This window comes from Oryzobacter telluris, assembly GCF_043099285.1.
GTDB classification, from domain to species: Bacteria; Actinomycetota; Actinomycetes; order Actinomycetales; family Dermatophilaceae; genus Oryzobacter; species Oryzobacter telluris.
Window position 1 is genome coordinate 3316272 of sequence record NZ_CP170723.1, and the last position, 15133, is coordinate 3331404.

The 15133-nt window shown below is 70.9% G+C and carries 17 protein-coding genes; all 17 read right to left on the bottom strand.

Annotated features, from left to right (window positions below; genetic code table 11):
- Positions 1-17: 17 nt before the first annotated feature.
- The 17 genes from ACFLFB_RS15430 to secE all read right to left on the bottom strand — a co-directional run bounded on the left by ACFLFB_RS15430 (position 18) and on the right by secE (position 15095).
- Positions 18-740, bottom strand: coding sequence for a hypothetical protein (locus ACFLFB_RS15430; RefSeq protein ID WP_392543056.1), 723 nt, complete (start codon positions 738-740; stop codon positions 18-20).
- Positions 724-1221, bottom strand: coding sequence for a hypothetical protein (locus tag ACFLFB_RS15435; protein ID WP_392543057.1), 498 nt, complete (start codon positions 1219-1221; stop codon positions 724-726). Before ACFLFB_RS15435 ends, ACFLFB_RS15430 begins: the two co-directional genes overlap by 17 nt.
- Entirely contained in the window at positions 1218-2474 is a 1257-nt protein-coding gene (locus ACFLFB_RS15440; RefSeq protein ID WP_392543058.1) for an MCE family protein, read from the bottom strand. The genes ACFLFB_RS15435 and ACFLFB_RS15440 overlap by 4 nt, the downstream gene beginning before the upstream one ends.
- Positions 2471-3682 carry an MCE family protein gene (locus ACFLFB_RS15445; protein ID WP_392543059.1) on the bottom strand — a complete coding sequence of 404 codons (1212 nt, stop codon included), beginning with the start codon at positions 3680-3682 and terminating at the stop codon, positions 2471-2473. The genes ACFLFB_RS15440 and ACFLFB_RS15445 overlap by 4 nt, the downstream gene beginning before the upstream one ends.
- Complete coding sequence (locus ACFLFB_RS15450; protein WP_392543060.1) at positions 3679-4863, bottom strand: MCE family protein; 1185 nt, start codon at positions 4861-4863, stop codon at positions 3679-3681. Before ACFLFB_RS15450 ends, ACFLFB_RS15445 begins: the two co-directional genes overlap by 4 nt.
- Positions 4863-5834, bottom strand: coding sequence for an MCE family protein (locus ACFLFB_RS15455; RefSeq protein WP_392543061.1), 972 nt, complete (start codon positions 5832-5834; stop codon positions 4863-4865). The genes ACFLFB_RS15450 and ACFLFB_RS15455 overlap by 1 nt, the downstream gene beginning before the upstream one ends.
- Positions 5831-6862, bottom strand: a complete 1032-nt coding sequence (locus ACFLFB_RS15460) for an MlaD family protein (RefSeq protein ID WP_392543062.1) — start codon at positions 6860-6862, stop codon at positions 5831-5833. Before ACFLFB_RS15460 ends, ACFLFB_RS15455 begins: the two co-directional genes overlap by 4 nt.
- Positions 6859-8190 (bottom strand): MCE family protein, encoded by a 1332-nt coding sequence (locus ACFLFB_RS15465; RefSeq protein ID WP_392543063.1) that lies wholly within the window; start codon positions 8188-8190, stop codon positions 6859-6861. The genes ACFLFB_RS15460 and ACFLFB_RS15465 overlap by 4 nt, the downstream gene beginning before the upstream one ends.
- On the bottom strand, positions 8187-9014 hold the full coding sequence (locus ACFLFB_RS15470; RefSeq protein WP_392543064.1) for an MlaE family ABC transporter permease: 828 nt from the start codon (positions 9012-9014) through the stop codon (positions 8187-8189). Before ACFLFB_RS15470 ends, ACFLFB_RS15465 begins: the two co-directional genes overlap by 4 nt.
- A gap of 8 nt (positions 9015-9022) precedes the next feature.
- Positions 9023-9790 carry an MlaE family ABC transporter permease gene (locus tag ACFLFB_RS15475; protein WP_392543065.1) on the bottom strand — a complete coding sequence of 256 codons (768 nt, stop codon included), beginning with the start codon at positions 9788-9790 and terminating at the stop codon, positions 9023-9025.
- The gene (locus ACFLFB_RS15480; protein WP_392543066.1) at positions 9787-10758 is read right to left on the bottom strand and encodes an ABC transporter ATP-binding protein; all 972 of its coding nucleotides are present in this window, start codon (positions 10756-10758) and stop codon (positions 9787-9789) included. Before ACFLFB_RS15480 ends, ACFLFB_RS15475 begins: the two co-directional genes overlap by 4 nt.
- A gap of 309 nt (positions 10759-11067) precedes the next feature.
- On the bottom strand, positions 11068-11460 hold the full coding sequence (rplL, locus tag ACFLFB_RS15485) for a 50S ribosomal protein L7/L12 (protein ID WP_392543067.1): 393 nt from the start codon (positions 11458-11460) through the stop codon (positions 11068-11070).
- 66 nt (positions 11461-11526) lie between these two features.
- Entirely contained in the window at positions 11527-12144 is a 618-nt protein-coding gene (gene rplJ, locus ACFLFB_RS15490; RefSeq protein WP_392543068.1) for a 50S ribosomal protein L10, read from the bottom strand.
- 327 nt (positions 12145-12471) lie between these two features.
- A complete protein-coding gene (gene rplA / locus ACFLFB_RS15495) occupies positions 12472-13194 on the bottom strand; it encodes a 50S ribosomal protein L1 (protein WP_392543069.1) in 723 nt (240 codons plus the stop codon).
- 130 nt (positions 13195-13324) lie between these two features.
- A complete protein-coding gene (gene rplK / locus ACFLFB_RS15500; protein WP_392543070.1) occupies positions 13325-13759 on the bottom strand; it encodes a 50S ribosomal protein L11 in 435 nt (144 codons plus the stop codon).
- 85 nt (positions 13760-13844) lie between these two features.
- Positions 13845-14765 (bottom strand): transcription termination/antitermination protein NusG, encoded by a 921-nt coding sequence (gene nusG, locus ACFLFB_RS15505; protein WP_392543071.1) that lies wholly within the window; start codon positions 14763-14765, stop codon positions 13845-13847.
- A 69-nt stretch (positions 14766-14834) separates the two neighbouring features.
- Positions 14835-15095 carry a preprotein translocase subunit SecE gene (gene secE / locus ACFLFB_RS15510; RefSeq protein WP_392543072.1) on the bottom strand — a complete coding sequence of 87 codons (261 nt, stop codon included), beginning with the start codon at positions 15093-15095 and terminating at the stop codon, positions 14835-14837.
- Positions 15096-15133 lie beyond the last annotated feature (38 nt).

Below are 15133 nucleotides of genomic sequence, written 5' to 3' on the forward strand. Positions count from 1 at the left end.
TGCTCGTGCGTGCGGGGTCAGTACGCGACGAGGCGGGCGATGAGCCAGCGTTCGCCCACCCGCTGCATCGTCGCGATGACCCGGTTCTGGTCCACCGAGGGCTGCTCCTGCCCCTCGCTCGTCTTGGCCTGGTTGAGGAAGACCTGGACCGTGACGGTGTCGGCGGTCTGGGCCATGACCCCGGCCTCGTAGGTGCGCGCCCGCACCACCGCCTTCTCCTTCGTGGCCACCGGGAGGATGGTCGTGCGCATGGTGTTCGCGTACTCGTCCCTGAACGACCCGGTGAGCAGGGCGGCGTTGCTCGCGGCCTGCTTCTCCAACGTCTGGTGGTCGTAGGAGAGCAGCTGCTCGAGGTCGGCGCGGGCGGCCGCCGTGGCGGCGCGGGCGTCGCGGTCGGCGGCACCGGGGTCCTGCAGCGACACGGCGGCGACCCCCGCGAGGAGGGCGAGCGAGGCGACGAGGGCGACCAGCGGTGCGAGGAGCGGGCGTGGCACGCCGCGGCGCTCGACGGCCTGTTCGTCGTCGTCGGTGTCGGTCCCGGGACCGTCGGTGGTGACCGCGGTGGGCTCGGTCTGCGCCGTGGCCGGCGGGGCCTCGGTCGGCGCAGGGGCCGTGGCGGGCGTCAGGTCGTCGGCCGGGGCATCGGCGCCCGGCGCGGTGGTGGTCTCCCGCTCGACCTGTCGCGGGCGACGGCGGTGGCCGGCGACGCGGGGTCGGCGACGGTCATCCGACGAACTCAAGGCGCTCCACCTTCCACGTCCCGCCGACCTCGCGCAGGGCCAGCTTCATCCGGTAGGTCTTCTTCTCGCCGTTCGGCACGTTGCTGTTCGTCGTCGGGGCGATGACGCCGACGATGACCTGGGCCGAGTCGTGGTCGCCGGAGACGAGGGCGGCCTCGGCCCGCTCGACCGACGAGGTCGACTTGTTGTCGACGACGAGGGTGCGCAGGTCGCCGAGGCTCTTGGTGTAGCTGGCGAGGAACTCCCCCGTGGCCCCGGCCTTGACCCGGGCCGTGTCGGCGTCGACGGTGCGGTAGTCCAGCGTCGCGAAGTTCACGGCGATCTGCTTGCCGGCGGCGAGCGCGTCGCGCTGGGCCGACTCGACCTGGCGCGCCTCGAACCAGGCGCGGCCGCGGGTGCCCGCGAGCACCACGGTCACGACGAGGACGAGGACGACGAGGGCCCAGAGGGCACGCACGCGTCCTCTCGTGGCGTCGGTCATCGGGTGGCTTCCTCCATGATCCAGGACCAGCTGTCGCCGCCGTCCGGCGCCAGGGGCACCGAGTAGTCGGCGGGAGCACCGTACGCGGTCGTGCCGAGCGGCACGGGGTCGGACCCGTAGGCCATCGACCAGCTGGTGCGGCCGACGCTGCGGGCGCCCGGGGCGTTCTGGGCGCCGCGGACGGTCGAGGCCGAGCCGCGGGGCAGGGCGCAGCGCGCGTTGCGGTTGAGCGGGGGCAGGTTCGAGGTGCGGTTGGGGTCGGTCTTCTGGGTGCCCTCGTACCCGCGGGTGCACACCGGCGGGTCGTTGGTGAGCTGGACGCCGAAGTGCGCGGTGCCGTCACCGGGGATGACGGTGTAGCCGCCCGCGACGACCTCCGGGTAGGTGATGAGGATCTGGTCGATGCCGTCGACCCGGGCGCTGGTGACCTGCCCGATCGTCACGAAGTTCGCGATGAGGGTGCCGAGGGCCTGGTCGTTCTCGCGCACCACGGCCTCGAGCTCCTTGGACGCCACGGCGCCGCGGTCGAGGATGACGCGCAGGTCGGGGTCGGAGGCCTGGAGGGTCTCGGAGATCCGGGCGAAGTTCCCCGCGAAGGTGACGATCTGCGAGGACGTGTCGCGCTGGGTGTCGAGGACCGTCTTGCCCGAGCGCAGCAGGGCCACGGTGTCGGGCAGGGCCTCGATGGCCGCCCGGGTGAGCAGGTCGCCGTTGTCGATGAGGCGGGCGATGTCGGGGCCGCTGCCGCTGAAGGCGGTGCCGAACTCGTCGACGGTGGTGACGAGGGCGTCCTTGGGCACCGAGCGCACCGTGCGGTCGACGTCGAGGAGGAGCTTCTCCACCGGGAGCGGGGTCTGCGTGCTGTCGCGGGGGATGACGTCGCCGTCGGCGAGCACGGGCCCGCCCGAGGAGCGGGGCTGGAGGTCGAGGTACTGCTCGCCCACCGCGGAGCGGTTCTCCACGACGGCGCGGGTGTCCTTGGGGACCTCGGTGCCGCGGTCGAGCTGCGCGTGGACGCGCACGCCGTCCTGCGTCAGCGTGAGGTCGGAGACCCGGCCGACGCGCACGCCCCGGTAGCTGACCTCGGAACCGACGAAGATGCCGCCGGAGGCCGCGAGGTCGGCGACGACGACGGGCCCGCCGCCGAGGACCCGCTCGGTGAGGCCGATGTAGCTCGCCGACAGGATGGAGACGCCGACGATCGTCACGATCGCGAAGATCGCGAGCTGGATCTTGGTGAGCCGGAGGATCACGAGGCACCCCCGGTGTAGAGCGTCTCCCACGAGCGGTCGTCCTGTGCCTGCGCGCAGAACGGCGGGCAGAGGATGCCGCCGCTGCGGGTCGGCGTCGGCAGCGGCACCCCGGGCACGGTGACCGTGGGCAGGGGCACCGGCAGCGTGGGGATGGGGAGCGAGGGGATCGGCAGCGTGGGCACCGGCAGGGTCGGCACGGGCAGCGTCGGCGCCGTCGTGGGCTGCGGGAGGACCTTGATCTTGCTCAGGTCGAAGTCACCGGTCACGTGCAGGTTGGTGTAGTCGCCCTTGATGGCGCCGGTCGCGGCGTCGGGGAAGGGGTAGGTGAGGAGCAGCTCGAGCGACTGCGGCAGGGCGTCGCCGGCCGAGCTGAGCTGGCCCAGGATGGGCTTGAGCGAGGCGAGGTTGGCCAGGGTGTCCTCGCGCGAGGCCCGGATCACCGTGGAGCCGACCTTGCCCAGCCGGCCCAGGGCCGTGAGCATCGCGGTCAGCTGCTCGCGCTGGTCGGCGAGGACCTTCAGCCCCTTCGGGGTCTCCTCGAGCACGGCGGCGAGGTCGTCCTTGCGCTCGGCCAGGCGGGCGCTGAGGCGGTCGATGCCGTCGATGGCGCGCACGATGTCGGCCTTCTGCTCGTCGAGGCCGCCCACGAAGGTCGTGAGGTTGGCGATGAGGCTGTCGACCTCCTCGTGGTTGCCGCGCAGCGCGTTGTTCAGCTCGCGCTCGATGATCTGCAGCTGGCCGACGCCGCCGCCGTTGAGCAGCATCGACATCGCCGCGAGGACCTCCTCGACCTCGGGGTTGCGGCCGGTGCGGGCGATGGGGATGAGGTCGCCGTCGGAGAGGGTCCCGGTGCCGCCGGTCTCGGGGCGCACGAGGGCGACGTACTTCTCGCCCAGGAGGGAGGTCTGCTTCAGCTCGGCGCGGGCGTCGTCGGGGAGCTTCGCCGAGGCCGGGATCCGCATGGTGACGCGGGCGGTCCAGCCGTTGAGCTCGATGTCGGTGACCTCGCCGACGGTGACCTCGTCGACCTTGACCGACGAGCGGGGCACGAGGTCGAGGACGTCGGCGAAGTCGGCCTTGACGACGATCTGCCTCCCCCCGACCTGGGCCCCGCCGGGCAGCGGGAGGCTGGCGGCGGAACAGCCGGAGGCGAGCAGGGCGGTGACGGCCAGGACGGCGGTCAGGGCGCGGTGGCGGGCGGTCGTCATCCGAGCAGCCCTCCGAGGGTCGGGTCGGCGCCGTTGAGGGTGAGCGGCAGCTTGGTGCTGCCGCCGAGCGGCGGGAGCTTGGGGAGCTTGAGGTCGTTCAGGCCGGAGGTCTCGCAGAGCTTGCTGTTGCCCGTGCCGGTGGGCCCCGTGATGAGCGAGCAGAGCAGCAGGCCGGGGTCGTCCAGGCCCTCGACGTTGGCGCGGGTGTCGAGGGTGCCGCTGCGGGCGTTGTAGGCGAGCTGCAGGTTGGAGAGGGCGACCGGCGCGGCGTCGAGGGTCTGCGCCAGGGCGTTGCGCTTCTCCACGACCGAGCCGGTGACGTCGGTCAGCCGGGCCACGTCGTCCTTGAGCAGCGCGCGGTTGTCCTTGACGAAGGTGGTGACCTCGTCGAGGGCGACGGCGAGGTTGGCCAGGGCGGCCGACAGGTCGTCGCGCTCGGAGTCCAGGGCGGTGGTGACGCTCGCGAGGTTGCCGTTGAGGCGGCGGACCTGGGCGTCGTTGGCGGCCACGGTCTCGCTGAAGGTGTTGAGGTTCTTCACCGTGGAGAACAGGTCGCCGCGGCCCTCCGCGAAGGTCTGGACGGCGCGGGACAGGTCGCGCGTGGTGTCGTGCAGGGCCTGGCCGTTGCCGTCGAGGTTCGCGGCGCTCGTCTCGAGCAGGCGGGACAGCGCCCCCTCCTCGTTGGCGCCGGTGGGGCCGAGCGCGATCATCAGGTCGTCCAGGCTCTGGCTCACGCGGTCGAGCTCGACGGGCACGGCGGTGCGCTCCATCGGGATGTGCGCGCCGCTCGCCATCCGCGGGCCCTGGGTGTACGCCGGGAGGAGCTGGACGTAGCGGTCGCTGACGAGGGAGGGCGCGACGACGGCCGCGGTGGCGTCGGCCGGCACGGGGTGCTCGGGGGTGAACTCGAAGTCGACCCGGACGCGGTCGCCGCGCGGCTCCACCGAGAGCACCTCCCCCACCTTGACGCCGAGGATCCGCACGTCGGAGCCGGGGAACAGGCCGACGGCGCGCACGAAGTCGGCCGAGACGCGCACCGGCTCCTGGCGCGGCCACAGCAGGTAGCCGGCGGCGACGAGCGCGACGACGACGGCCGCCGCGACGAGCGCCACCCGCGGGCGGACCGTCGGCAGCGAGCCCCGCGCGGGGAGCGGGATGCGAGGGAGGGAGAAGCGCGCCATCAGCCCACCGACCCGGTCGGAGCGGTGAGGTTCTGGATGTAGGTGTCGAACCACGGCCCGGTGCCCAGCGTGTTCGCGAACAGGCGGGTGAACGGCACCATCGCCTCGATCGTGCGCTGGAGGTCGGCCTCGTGCTTCTGGAGGGTGGCGAGCACCTTCTGCAGCTCCTGGAGCGCGGGCTTGAGCTGGGCGCGGTTGTCCCGGACCAGTCCGGTGACCTCCTTGGCCAGCGCGGAGGTGTTCGTGAACAGGGTGTGGATCGCCTCGCGGCGCTTCTCCAGCTCGACGAGGAGGAGGTCGGCGTCGTCGATGAGCTTGTCGACGACCGCGTTCTGCTCGGCGACGGTGCCGGTGACCGAGTTCGCCGCCCGCAGCAGCTCGCGCAGCTTCTCGTCGCGCGAGGCGATGGTGGCCGAGAGGCGGCCGAGGCCGTCGAGGGCGGCCCGGACGTTCTCCGGGGTGTCCTTGAACTCGGTGGCGAGCACGTCGAGCGACTGGGCCAGCTGCTGGGTGTCGATCCGCTCGGTGGTCGTCGTGAGGTCGGCGAAGGCGGTGACGACGTCGTACGACGACACGGTGCGGGTCAGCGGGATCTCGCTGCCCTCCTTGAGCTGGCCGGTGCCGCGCGGCTCGAGCGAGACGTACTTCTCGCCGAGCAGCGTCTTGATCCGGATCGACGCCGCGGTCTGCGGGCCGAAGCCGATCCGGTCGTCGGTCACCCGGAAGTCGACCCGCACGTGCGAGCCGTCGAGCTCGACCCCGGTGACGTCGCCGATCTTGACCCCGGCCACCCGCACGTCGTCGCCGTCGCGGATGCCGCCGGCCTCGCTGAAGGCGGCGCTGTACCGGTCGCCGCCGCCGATGAGGGGCAGGCTGGACGCGTTGAACGCCAGGACGAGGAGCAGGACGACGACGAGGATGCCCACGACGCCGAGGCGCAGGGGGTCCTTGTCCTTCAGGGGGCCGCTCATCCGTTGCACCTCGCGGCGTTGACGTTGTAGCCGAGGTCGGCGGGCGTCGGTCCGGTGGGCAGCACGATGTTCTTCGCGTCGAACCGGCACAGGTAGAAGTTGAACCAGGAGCCGTAGGTGGCGGTGCGCGTGATGGTGTCGATCTTTCCGGGAGCCCGCTGCGCGAACTGCTCGAACAGGCGGGTGTTCTGCGGCTCGTTGAGCGTGCCGGCGAGGCTGCGCAGGTTGGCGATGTCGGACTTGATGTCGGGGCGCCCGGCCTGGAGCAGCGAGGCGGTGTCGCCGGTGACCCGGTTGATGTCGTCGAGCGAGCCACCGATGGCCTCGCGGTCCTGGGCGAGCCCGGACACGAACCGCTGGAGCTGCTTGAGCAGCTCGCCGAACGCGGCGTCGTGCGACTCGACCGTGGTGAGGACGGTCGTGAGGTTGTCGATGGTGCGACCGATGACGGCGTCGCGGTCGGCGAGGGTCTTGGTGAGGCTCGCGGTCTGGCCGAGCAGGGTGTTGATGTCGCCGCCCTCGCCCTGCAGGACCGAGATGATCTGCGCCGAGAGCTCGTTGACGTCCTTGGGCGACAGCGCCGCGAAGAGCGGCTTGAACCCGTTGAACAGGACGGTGAGGTCGAGCGCGGGGCGGGTGCGCTCCTTGGGGATCGTCTGGCCCTCGGCCAGGGTCGCCGGGCTGCCCGGCTCCTGGGTGAGGGCGACGTAGCGCTCGCCGACGAGGTTGCGGTACTTGATCGTCGCAACGGTGCCCTGGGTGAGGGAGGTCGTGCGCAGCACCTCGATCTCGACCTCGGCGTTGACCCGGTCCCTGGCGACCTTGATGTCGGTGACGGTGCCGACGCGCACGCCGGCGATCCGGACGTCCTGGCCGCGGCTGAGACCGGTGACGTCGGTGAAGACCGCCTTGTAGGTGGCCTTGTCGCCGGGCAGGAGGTTGGCGATGGTCGCGGCGAGGACGCCGGTGGCGAGCACCGTGACGACGACGAACGCGATGAGCTTGATCAGGCTGGGCAGGGTCTTCACTGGTCGACCACTCCCCCGCGCAGCAGCGGACCCGCGAGCAGGGTGGTGAGCGCCGAGGGCTCGGTGACGCCGTAGGGCGCGAGCGCGATGGCGACGACCTGCTGCTCCTCGACCGTCCCGGCGAGCCCGGAGTCGACCCCGGTCACCGCGAGGGCCTCGGGCGCCAGCAGCGCCGAGGGCAGCGCGGAGCGGGCCGAGCCGCTGGTCCGGTTCGTGCTGGCGGCGCCACCGGAGCCGTCGTTGAGCGTGGTTCCGCCGCGCGGGTTCGCCTGGCTCCCACCGGGACTCGGCAGGCCACGGCAGTTCGGGCCGCGGTCGTCACGCCACGCCGGCTCCTGGCCGGGGCGGTACCCGCTGCGCTGCTCCGGCAGCTCCATCGTGATGTGGAACTGACCCCCCGAGAACACGTCGCGGATGCGCGGCAGCCAGTTGACCATCCCCCGCGTCAGGCAGGGGTAGATCGGCGCGTGCTTGGCGAGCACCTGCAGGGTCGGCCGCTGCACGCGACCCACCTGGATGATGCGGTCGTCGTTGCGCTCGAGGAAGTCGGCCGTGGTGTTGGCGAAGCCCGCGGTGCCGGCGAAGAACCCGGAGAGCTGGTCCTTCTTCTCCACGATGGTCGCGTTCGTCGTGCGCAGCGCGTTCGCCGCGCGCAGCAGGTCGGGGGCGGCGACGGCGTAGGTGCTCGCGAGGTCGGCCAGTCCGCTGATGTCCGCCTGGATGAGCGGCATCTCCTTGTTGATCTCGGTGAAGTAGCTGTCGACGAGGACGATGTTCTGCCCGATCCTCGTGCCGCGTCCGTCGAGCGCCGTGGCGAGCGCGTTGAGCGTGGCGGCCAGCTTCTCGGGCTTGACGGTGCGCAGCAGGGGCAGCAGGTTCTCGAAGACGCGCTCGAGCTCGATGGCGACCTCGGTGCGGTCCTGCGGGATGACGTCGCCCTCGCGGATCGGGCGGCCGCGGTCACCGGTGGGGGGCACGAGGTCGACGAACCGCTCGCCGAACAGGGTCTTGGGCAGCAGCCGCGCGCTCACCCCGGCCGGCACGAGGCCGGCCTTCTCGGGGTCGAGGGCCAGGCCGAGGACGGCGCCGTCGGCGTTCGCCGAGATGGAGCGGACCTCACCGACGATGACCCCGCGGATCTTGACGTCGGAGGACTCCTGCATCTGGCTGCCGATGCGGTCGGTGCGCAGCTCGACGTTGACCACGCTCTGGAACACCTTGTTGAACGAGGCGATCGAGAACGTGATGCCGAGGACCACGACGAGGAGGAACGCGATCCCGTAGGCGCGCTTGCCCAGGCGCGCGAGGACGCCGTTGCCCGCGGTCATCCGGCGATCCTCACGGTCGTCGTCGCGCCCCAGATCGCGAGCGAGATGAAGAAGTCGAGCACGTTGATCGCGACGATCGACGTGCGCACCGCGCGGCCGACGGCCACGCCGACCCCCGCCGGGCCACTGCTGGCGGTGTAGCCGTAGTAGCAGTGGATGCCGATGATGACGATCGCGAAGATCAGCACCTTGACGAAGGACCAGATGATGTCCTCCGGTGGCAGGAACAGGTGGAAGTAGTGGTCGTAGGTGCCCTTGGACTGCCCGAAGTAGTCGGTGACGATGAAGCGGGTCGCCGCGTAGCTGCTGAGCAGGCCGAGCACGTAGAGGGGGATGACGGCGACGAAGCCCGCGATCATCCGGGTGGTGACGAGGAACGGCAGGCTCGGGATGCCCATGACCTCGAGGGCGTCGACCTCCTCGCTGATCCGCATCGCGCCGAGCTGGGCGGTGAACCCGCAGCCGACGGTGGCGGCCAGCGCCAGGCCCGCGACGAGCGGCGCGATCTCGCGGGTGTTGAGGTAGGCCGAGACGAAGCCGGCGAAGGCGCCGGTGCCGAGCTGGTCGAGGGCGCTGTACCCCTGCAGGCCGACCTGCGAGCCGGTGAAGAACGCGAGGAAGGTCAGCACGCCGACGGTGCCGCCGATGACGGTGAGCGCACCGCTGCCGAGCGAGACCTCGGCGAGGAGCCGGACCACCTCGCGGCGGTAGCGCCGCAGGGTGCGCGGGACCCACCCGATGGACCGGACGTAGAAGTACATCTGGTCGCTGAGCGAGTCGAGGGTCTTCAGCGGCCTCGTGGCGGTGTCGTGGAGTCGTCCCATGTCCCGGCTCAGATCTTCTGCGGGATGACTTGGAAGTAGACCGCGCTCACGACGAAGTTCACGACGAAGAGCAGCATGAAGGTGATGACGACGCTCTGGTTCACCGCGTCGCCGACGCCCTTCGGGCCGCCACCGGCGGTGAGGCCCTTGTACGAGGCGACCAGGGCCGCGATGGCGCCGAAGATCAGCGCCTTGATCTCGGAGGTCCACAGGTCGGCCAGCTGGGCCAGCGCGGTGAACGACGCGAGGTAGGCGCCCGGCGTCCCGCCCTGGACGAGGACGTTGAAGATGTAGCCGCCGACGATGCCGACGACCGAGACGAGGCCGTTGAGGAGGGCGGCGACGAGCATCGTCGCGATGACGCGGGGCACGACGAGGCGCTGGATCGGGCTGATGCCGAGCACCTCCATCGCGTCGATCTCCTCGCGGATCTTGCGCGAGCCGAGGTCGGCACAGATGGCCGAACCACCTGCACCGGCCACGAGCAGCGCGGTGACGAGCGGCGACGCCTCACGGACCACCGCGAGGACCGAGGCCGCGCCGGTGAACGACTGGGCGCCGAGCTGGCGGGTGAGGGTGCCGAGCTGGAGCGCGATGACGGCGCCGAACGGGATGGAGACCAGGGCCGTGGGCAGGATCGTCACGGAGGCGACGAACCAGGCCTGCTGGATCATCTCCTTGAGCTGGAAGGGACGCTTCGGCACCGCCTTGGCGACGTCGAGGCAGAGCTGGAAGAACGAGCCGGCCTGGCGCAGGCCGTTGGCGACGACGCTCATGTGGTGGCCGCCGCGGGCTCGCCGGGGATGCCGGCGGTGGTGGAGCGGAAGCTGCCGGGGGGCGGGACGATGCCGTTGCTCTTGCACCAGTCGCCCGCGGGGCGCTCGGCACGACGCGGACGCCCGTCGCTCGTGCCCAGCTGCAGCGGGATCGACGGCAGCGGGGGGAGCTCCTGGCCGGACTCGGCGGCGAGCTCGTCGGCGTCCTTCTCCTCGGACATGCCGATCGGACCGATGGTCTGGGCGTTGAGGAACTGGCGCACGACCGGCTCCTCCGAGGACAGGAGCATCTCGCGCGGGCCGAACATCGCCAGGTGCCGGTGGTAGAGGAGGCCGATGTTGTCGGGGACCGTGCGGGCGGTGTTGATGTCGTGGGTGACGATGAGGAAGGTCGCGTCGATCTGGGCGTTGAGGTCGACGAAGAGCTGGTTGATGTAGCTGGTGCGCACCGGGTCCAAGCCGGAGTCGGGCTCGTCGATGAGGAGGATCTCGGGGTCGAGGACGAGGGCGCGCGCGAGGCCGGCCCGCTTCCTCATGCCGCCGGAGATCTCGCCGGGCAGCTTGTCCTCGGCGCCGGTGAGGCCGACGAGGTCCATCTTCTCGTGGACGATCGAGGCGATGTCGGACTCGCTCTTGCGGGTGTGCTCGCGCAGCGGGAAGGCGACGTTGTCGAACAGGCTCATCGACCCGAAGAGGGCGCCGTCCTGGAACAGGACACCGAACAGCTTGCGCACCTCGTAGAGCGCGTCGCCGCGCAGCTGGGTGATGTCGCGGCCGTCGACGACGATGGACCCCTGCTCGGGGCGGATGAGGCCGACGAGGCTCTTGAGGAACACGGACTTGCCGGTACCCGAGGGGCCGAGCAGCACGGAGATCTCGCCCGCGGGGAGCGTGAGGGTCACGTCGTCCCAGATGACCTGCCGTCCGAACTTCTTGGACAGGCCGCTCACCGCGATCTCGACGCCCATGTCGACCCTTTCCGAACCGTTGTCTCCGCCCCGGGCCTAACCCGGAAGTTACCGGGCGGTAGGCCAAGGGCGCCGACCTATTGAACCGTGCCGCGTGGAGCAGCGGGGGATTGCTGCCCGCCGATTTCGTGGCCCTCGTCACCCCGGGCCCAGCATGCTCGACACCGGCCCCGTGGCGCTGGGGTTTGCTCCCGATCCGCGGTCGGGACGACCGCCCGATCCGGAGGGGACGCGGAACGGGCGGGCCCGGACCTGGTGGTCCTGACCCGCCCGTTCGCGGTGTGCCCTAGTCCCCGTGAGGGGACCGGATCACTTGAGGGTGACGGTCGCGCCGGCGCCCTCGAGCTGCTCCTTGGCCTTCTCGGCCGCGGCCTTGTCGACCTTCTCGAGGACGGGCTTGGGGGCGCCGTCGACGAGGTCCTTGGCCTCCTTGAGACCGAGGGAGGTCAGCGCACGGACCTCCTTGATGACGGCGATCTTCTTGTCGCCGGCAGCCTCGAGGACGACGTCGAACTCGTCCTGCTCCTCGGCGGCGGCGGCGTCGCCGCCACCAGCGGCCGGGGCGCCCGCGGCGGCAACCGCGACGGGAGCGGCGGCGGTGACGCCGAAGGTGTCCTCGAACTCCTTCACGAACTCGGAGAGCTCGATGAGGGTCATCTCCTTGAAGGCGTCAAGGAGCTCGTCGGTGCTGAGCTTGGCCATGTCTGACCGTCCTTTCTCTATGCGTGGTGCCGTGAGTGGCGTTTTCGTGGTGAGCGGACCGTGAGGTCAGCTCGCGTCGCCACCCTCGGCGACGTCGGTGGCCTCGGCCGCGGGGGCCTCGGCGGGGGTCTCCTCAGCGGCCGGGGCGTCGGTGCCGGAGACCGGCCCCTCCGACTCGACCTTCGCGCGCAGTGCGTCGACCGTGCGAGCGGCCTTCGACAGCGGAGCGGCGAAGAGGTAGACGGCCTTGCTGAGCGAGGCGTTCATGGCGCCTGCCAGCTTGGCGAGGAGAACCTCGCGGGACTCGAGGTCCGCGAGCTTCGTGATCTCGGCGGCGCTGAGCGACTTGCCGTCCAGCACACCGCCCTTGATCACGAGGAGGGGGTGCGCCTTGGCGAAGTCACGCAGACCCTTGGCAGCCTCCACCGGGTCGCCCTCGACGAAGGCGATGGCGGACGGTCCGACGAGCTGACCGTCGAACGCGGTCACCCCGGCGTCCTTGGCGGCGAGCTCGGTCAGCGTGTTCTTGACCACGGCGTAGGTCGCGTTGCCCCGCAGGGAGTTGCGCAGGTCGGTGATCTGCTTCACCGTGAGCCCGCGGTACTCCGTGAGAACGGCGGCGTTCGAGCTCTTGAACTTCTCGCTGAGCTCGGCGATCGCCGCGGCCTTGTCGGCACGAGACATGGGCGCCTCCTTCCGTCGTGTGTGACCGACGGTGAAGGGCCTGGCACAGGGAAAGAGCCCCGGCACAGGGCACGGGGCTCGTCAGGTGCGCTGCACGCGGAGCGATGCTTCGCGGTGGGCGCTTCTGAACGTCGTGGCCTGCGCTGGTGCCCCACCAGGTGGCGGGACCTTCGGTCTCGTGCGGGTGCACGCGACATCCGGCGGTCTTCGGTCGTGACCCAGCGTACGGGAGGGGGCGTCCTCCCCCCAAATCGTCGACCCCCCGGCACGACGGAGCCCGCCACCCCGGTGCGGGATGGCGGGCTTCCGTGCGGTGCTCCGGCCGGATCAGGCCTCGGCGGACGCGTCCTCGACCAGGAGGTAACGGGTCTTGGTGAAGTCCAGCGGGATGCCGGGGCCCATCGTCGTGGCGAGGGTCGCCTTGGTGATGTAGCGGCCCTTGGAGGCGGCCGGCTTCAGACGCAGGATCTCCTCCAGCGCGGTGGCGTAGTTCTCGACGAGGGCCTTCTCGTCGAAGGACGCCTTGCCGATGATGAAGTGGAGGTTCGCGTGCTTGTCGACGCGGAACTCGATCTTGCCGCCCTTGATGTCGGTGACGGCCTTGGCGGTGTCCATGGTGACGGTGCCGGTCTTCGGGTTGGGCATGAGGCCACGCGGGCCGAGCACCTTGCCGAGACGACCGACCTTGCCCATGAGGTCCGGGGTGGCGACGACGGCGTCGAAGTCGAGCCAGCCGCCGGCGACCTTCTCGAGCAGGTCGTCGGAGCCGACGAAGTCGGCACCGGCGGCCGTGGCGGCCTCGGCCTTGTCGCCGTTGGCGAAGACGAGGACGCGGGCGGTCTTGCCCGTGCCGTGGGGGAGGTTGACCGTGCCGCGGACCATCTGGTCGGCCTTGCGGGGGTCGACGCCGAGGCGCATGGCGACCTCGACGGTCTCGTCGTACTTCGCCGACGCGGTCTGCTTGGCGATGCGGACGGCCTCGAGCGGGGCGTACGCCTTGTCGGCGTCGATCTTCTCGGCCGCGGCGCGGTAGGACTTGCTGCGCTTCATCTGCTGCTCCTGGTGGTTCAGGTGGGAGTCGTGGTCATCGGGCCGGCGCTGGCCCTGCCACTGGTGGGACACCGGGTGGTGCCCCACCCCGGCCCGCCGCGAGGGCGGGCCGGTCAAGCGGGTGTCGAGCTCAGAGCTCGGTGTCGATGCCCATCTGGCGGGCGGTGCCGGCGATGATCTTCATCGCGGCGTCGATGTCGTTCGCATTGAGGTCGGGCATCTTGGTCTCGGCGATCTCGCGCACCTGGTCCTTGGTGAGCTTGCCGGCCTTGACCTTGTGCGGCTCGCCGGAGCCCTTCTGGACGCCCGCGGCCTTCTTGATCAGCTCCGACGCCGGGGGCGTCTTGGTGATGAAGGTGAACGAGCGGTCCTCGAAGACGGTGATGACGACGGGGATGATGCTGCCGCGCTGGTGCTCGGTCGCCGCGTTGTACGCCTTGACGAACTCCATGATGTTGACGCCGTGCTGACCGAGCGCGGGGCCGACGGGGGGCGCGGGGGTCGCGGCACCTGCCTGGATCTGCAGGTTGATGTAGCCGGAGACCTTCTTGCTCTTGGGAGGCATGTCTGTCCTTGTTCTGGTGTGGTGGGCCGACGCCGTGGGCGATGACCCCTTTGCAGCCCCGAACCCCGGGGCGGGGGTCCTTCGGTCAGAGCTTGGAGACCTGGCTGAAGGAGAGCTCGACCGGGGTCTCCCGGCCGAAGATGGAGACGAGCACCTTGAGCTTCTGGGTGTCGGGGTTGATCTCGGAGATCGTCGCGGGGAGGGTCTCGAACGGGCCGTCCATGACGGTGACCGACTCGCCGACCTCGAAGTCGACGACGGCTGCCTCGCGGCCGCCGCCCGCGGGGGCCTGGCCGCCCGCGGCCTGCGCGGCGGAGGCCTCGAGGTCGGCGGGCTTGACCATGCCGAAGACCTCGTCGAAGGTCAGCGGCACCGGCTGGTGCGCGTTGCCGACGAACCCGGTGACCCCGGGGGTGTGGCGCACGGCGCCCCACGACTCGTCGGTGAGGTCCATGCGGACGAGGACGTAGCCGGGCATCCGGACGCGGCGGACCAGCTTGCGCTGACCGCTCTTGATCTCGGTGACCTCCTCCATGGGGACCTGGATCTCGAAGATGTAGTCCTCCATGTTCAAGGAGGTGATGCGGGTCTCGAGGTTGGCCTTGACGCGGTTCTCGTAGCCCGCGTAGGAGTGCACGACGTACCAGTCGCCGACCTTGCTGCGCAGGTCGTCCTTGAACGCCTGGACCGCGTCGACACCCTCGGGGAGGATGTCGCCGTCCTCGTCCTGGAGGAGGGTGGGGGCGTCGTCGTCGCCGGAGGCGTCGGAGGCGTCGGCCTCGAGGGAGGTGCCGTCCTCGTCATCGGACTCGTCGGAGGCGTCGGTCTCGACGGCGGCGGGCGCGTCGGTCTCGTCCTCGGCGTCGACCTGCTCGGCACCGACGGCGGAGTCGAGGCCCTCGGCGACCGAGTCGGCCTCGCGCGAGCCCTCCGTCAGGGCGTCGGGCAGCACCTCGGGGGCGTCATCGGACGCCACGTCGGGGGTGTCGGTCCACTGGTCGGACACGGGTGACCTCTTCCTGGTTGCGGTGGTGGCTGGTGGGGCGGGGGCTGACGGCGCGGGTGGGCGCGGGCGTCAGGACGAGCCGAACACCAGGCCGACGAGCTTGCTGAAGCCGAAGTCGACACCCGACACCAGCGCCATCATCACCGTGACGAACACGATGACGACGAGCGTGTAGTTCCACAGCTCGGAGCGCGTGGGGCGCACGACCTTGCGGAGCTCGTCGAGGATCTGGCTGACGAACAGCGTGAGTGCCTTGACCCACCGGGAGATGGGGTTGCCGCCCCGCTCCCGGCCCTTGGTCGGGCGGGAGGGAGTCCTGGTCTGACCCACGTCAGTCACGGTGCCTCTTCACGTCGTTTGCTGGTCGA

What these genes read in the sequence shown, in the direction of transcription:
- ACFLFB_RS15435 (WP_392543057.1), bottom strand. Translation starts at nt 1,221, where the DNA reads ATGACCGACGCCACGAGAGGACGCGTGCGTGCCCTCTGGGCCCTCGTC.
- ACFLFB_RS15445 (WP_392543059.1), bottom strand. Translation starts at nt 3,682, where the DNA reads ATGACGACCGCCCGCCACCGCGCCCTGACCGCCGTCCTGGCCGTCACC.
- ACFLFB_RS15450 (WP_392543060.1), bottom strand. Translation starts at nt 4,863, where the DNA reads ATGGCGCGCTTCTCCCTCCCTCGCATCCCGCTCCCCGCGCGGGGCTCG.
- ACFLFB_RS15455 (WP_392543061.1), bottom strand. Translation starts at nt 5,834, where the DNA reads ATGAGCGGCCCCCTGAAGGACAAGGACCCCCTGCGCCTCGGCGTCGTG.
- ACFLFB_RS15465 (WP_392543063.1), bottom strand. Translation starts at nt 8,190, where the DNA reads ATGACCGCGGGCAACGGCGTCCTCGCGCGCCTGGGCAAGCGCGCCTAC.
- ACFLFB_RS15470 (WP_392543064.1), bottom strand. Translation starts at nt 9,014, where the DNA reads ATGGGACGACTCCACGACACCGCCACGAGGCCGCTGAAGACCCTCGAC.
- ACFLFB_RS15475 (WP_392543065.1), bottom strand. Translation starts at nt 9,790, where the DNA reads ATGAGCGTCGTCGCCAACGGCCTGCGCCAGGCCGGCTCGTTCTTCCAG.
- ACFLFB_RS15480 (WP_392543066.1), bottom strand. Translation starts at nt 10,758, where the DNA reads ATGGGCGTCGAGATCGCGGTGAGCGGCCTGTCCAAGAAGTTCGGACGG.
- rplL (WP_392543067.1), bottom strand. Translation starts at nt 11,460, where the DNA reads ATGGCCAAGCTCAGCACCGACGAGCTCCTTGACGCCTTCAAGGAGATG.
- rplJ (WP_392543068.1), bottom strand. Translation starts at nt 12,144, where the DNA reads ATGTCTCGTGCCGACAAGGCCGCGGCGATCGCCGAGCTCAGCGAGAAG.
- rplA (WP_392543069.1), bottom strand. Translation starts at nt 13,194, where the DNA reads ATGAAGCGCAGCAAGTCCTACCGCGCCGCGGCCGAGAAGATCGACGCC.
- rplK (WP_392543070.1), bottom strand. Translation starts at nt 13,759, where the DNA reads ATGCCTCCCAAGAGCAAGAAGGTCTCCGGCTACATCAACCTGCAGATC.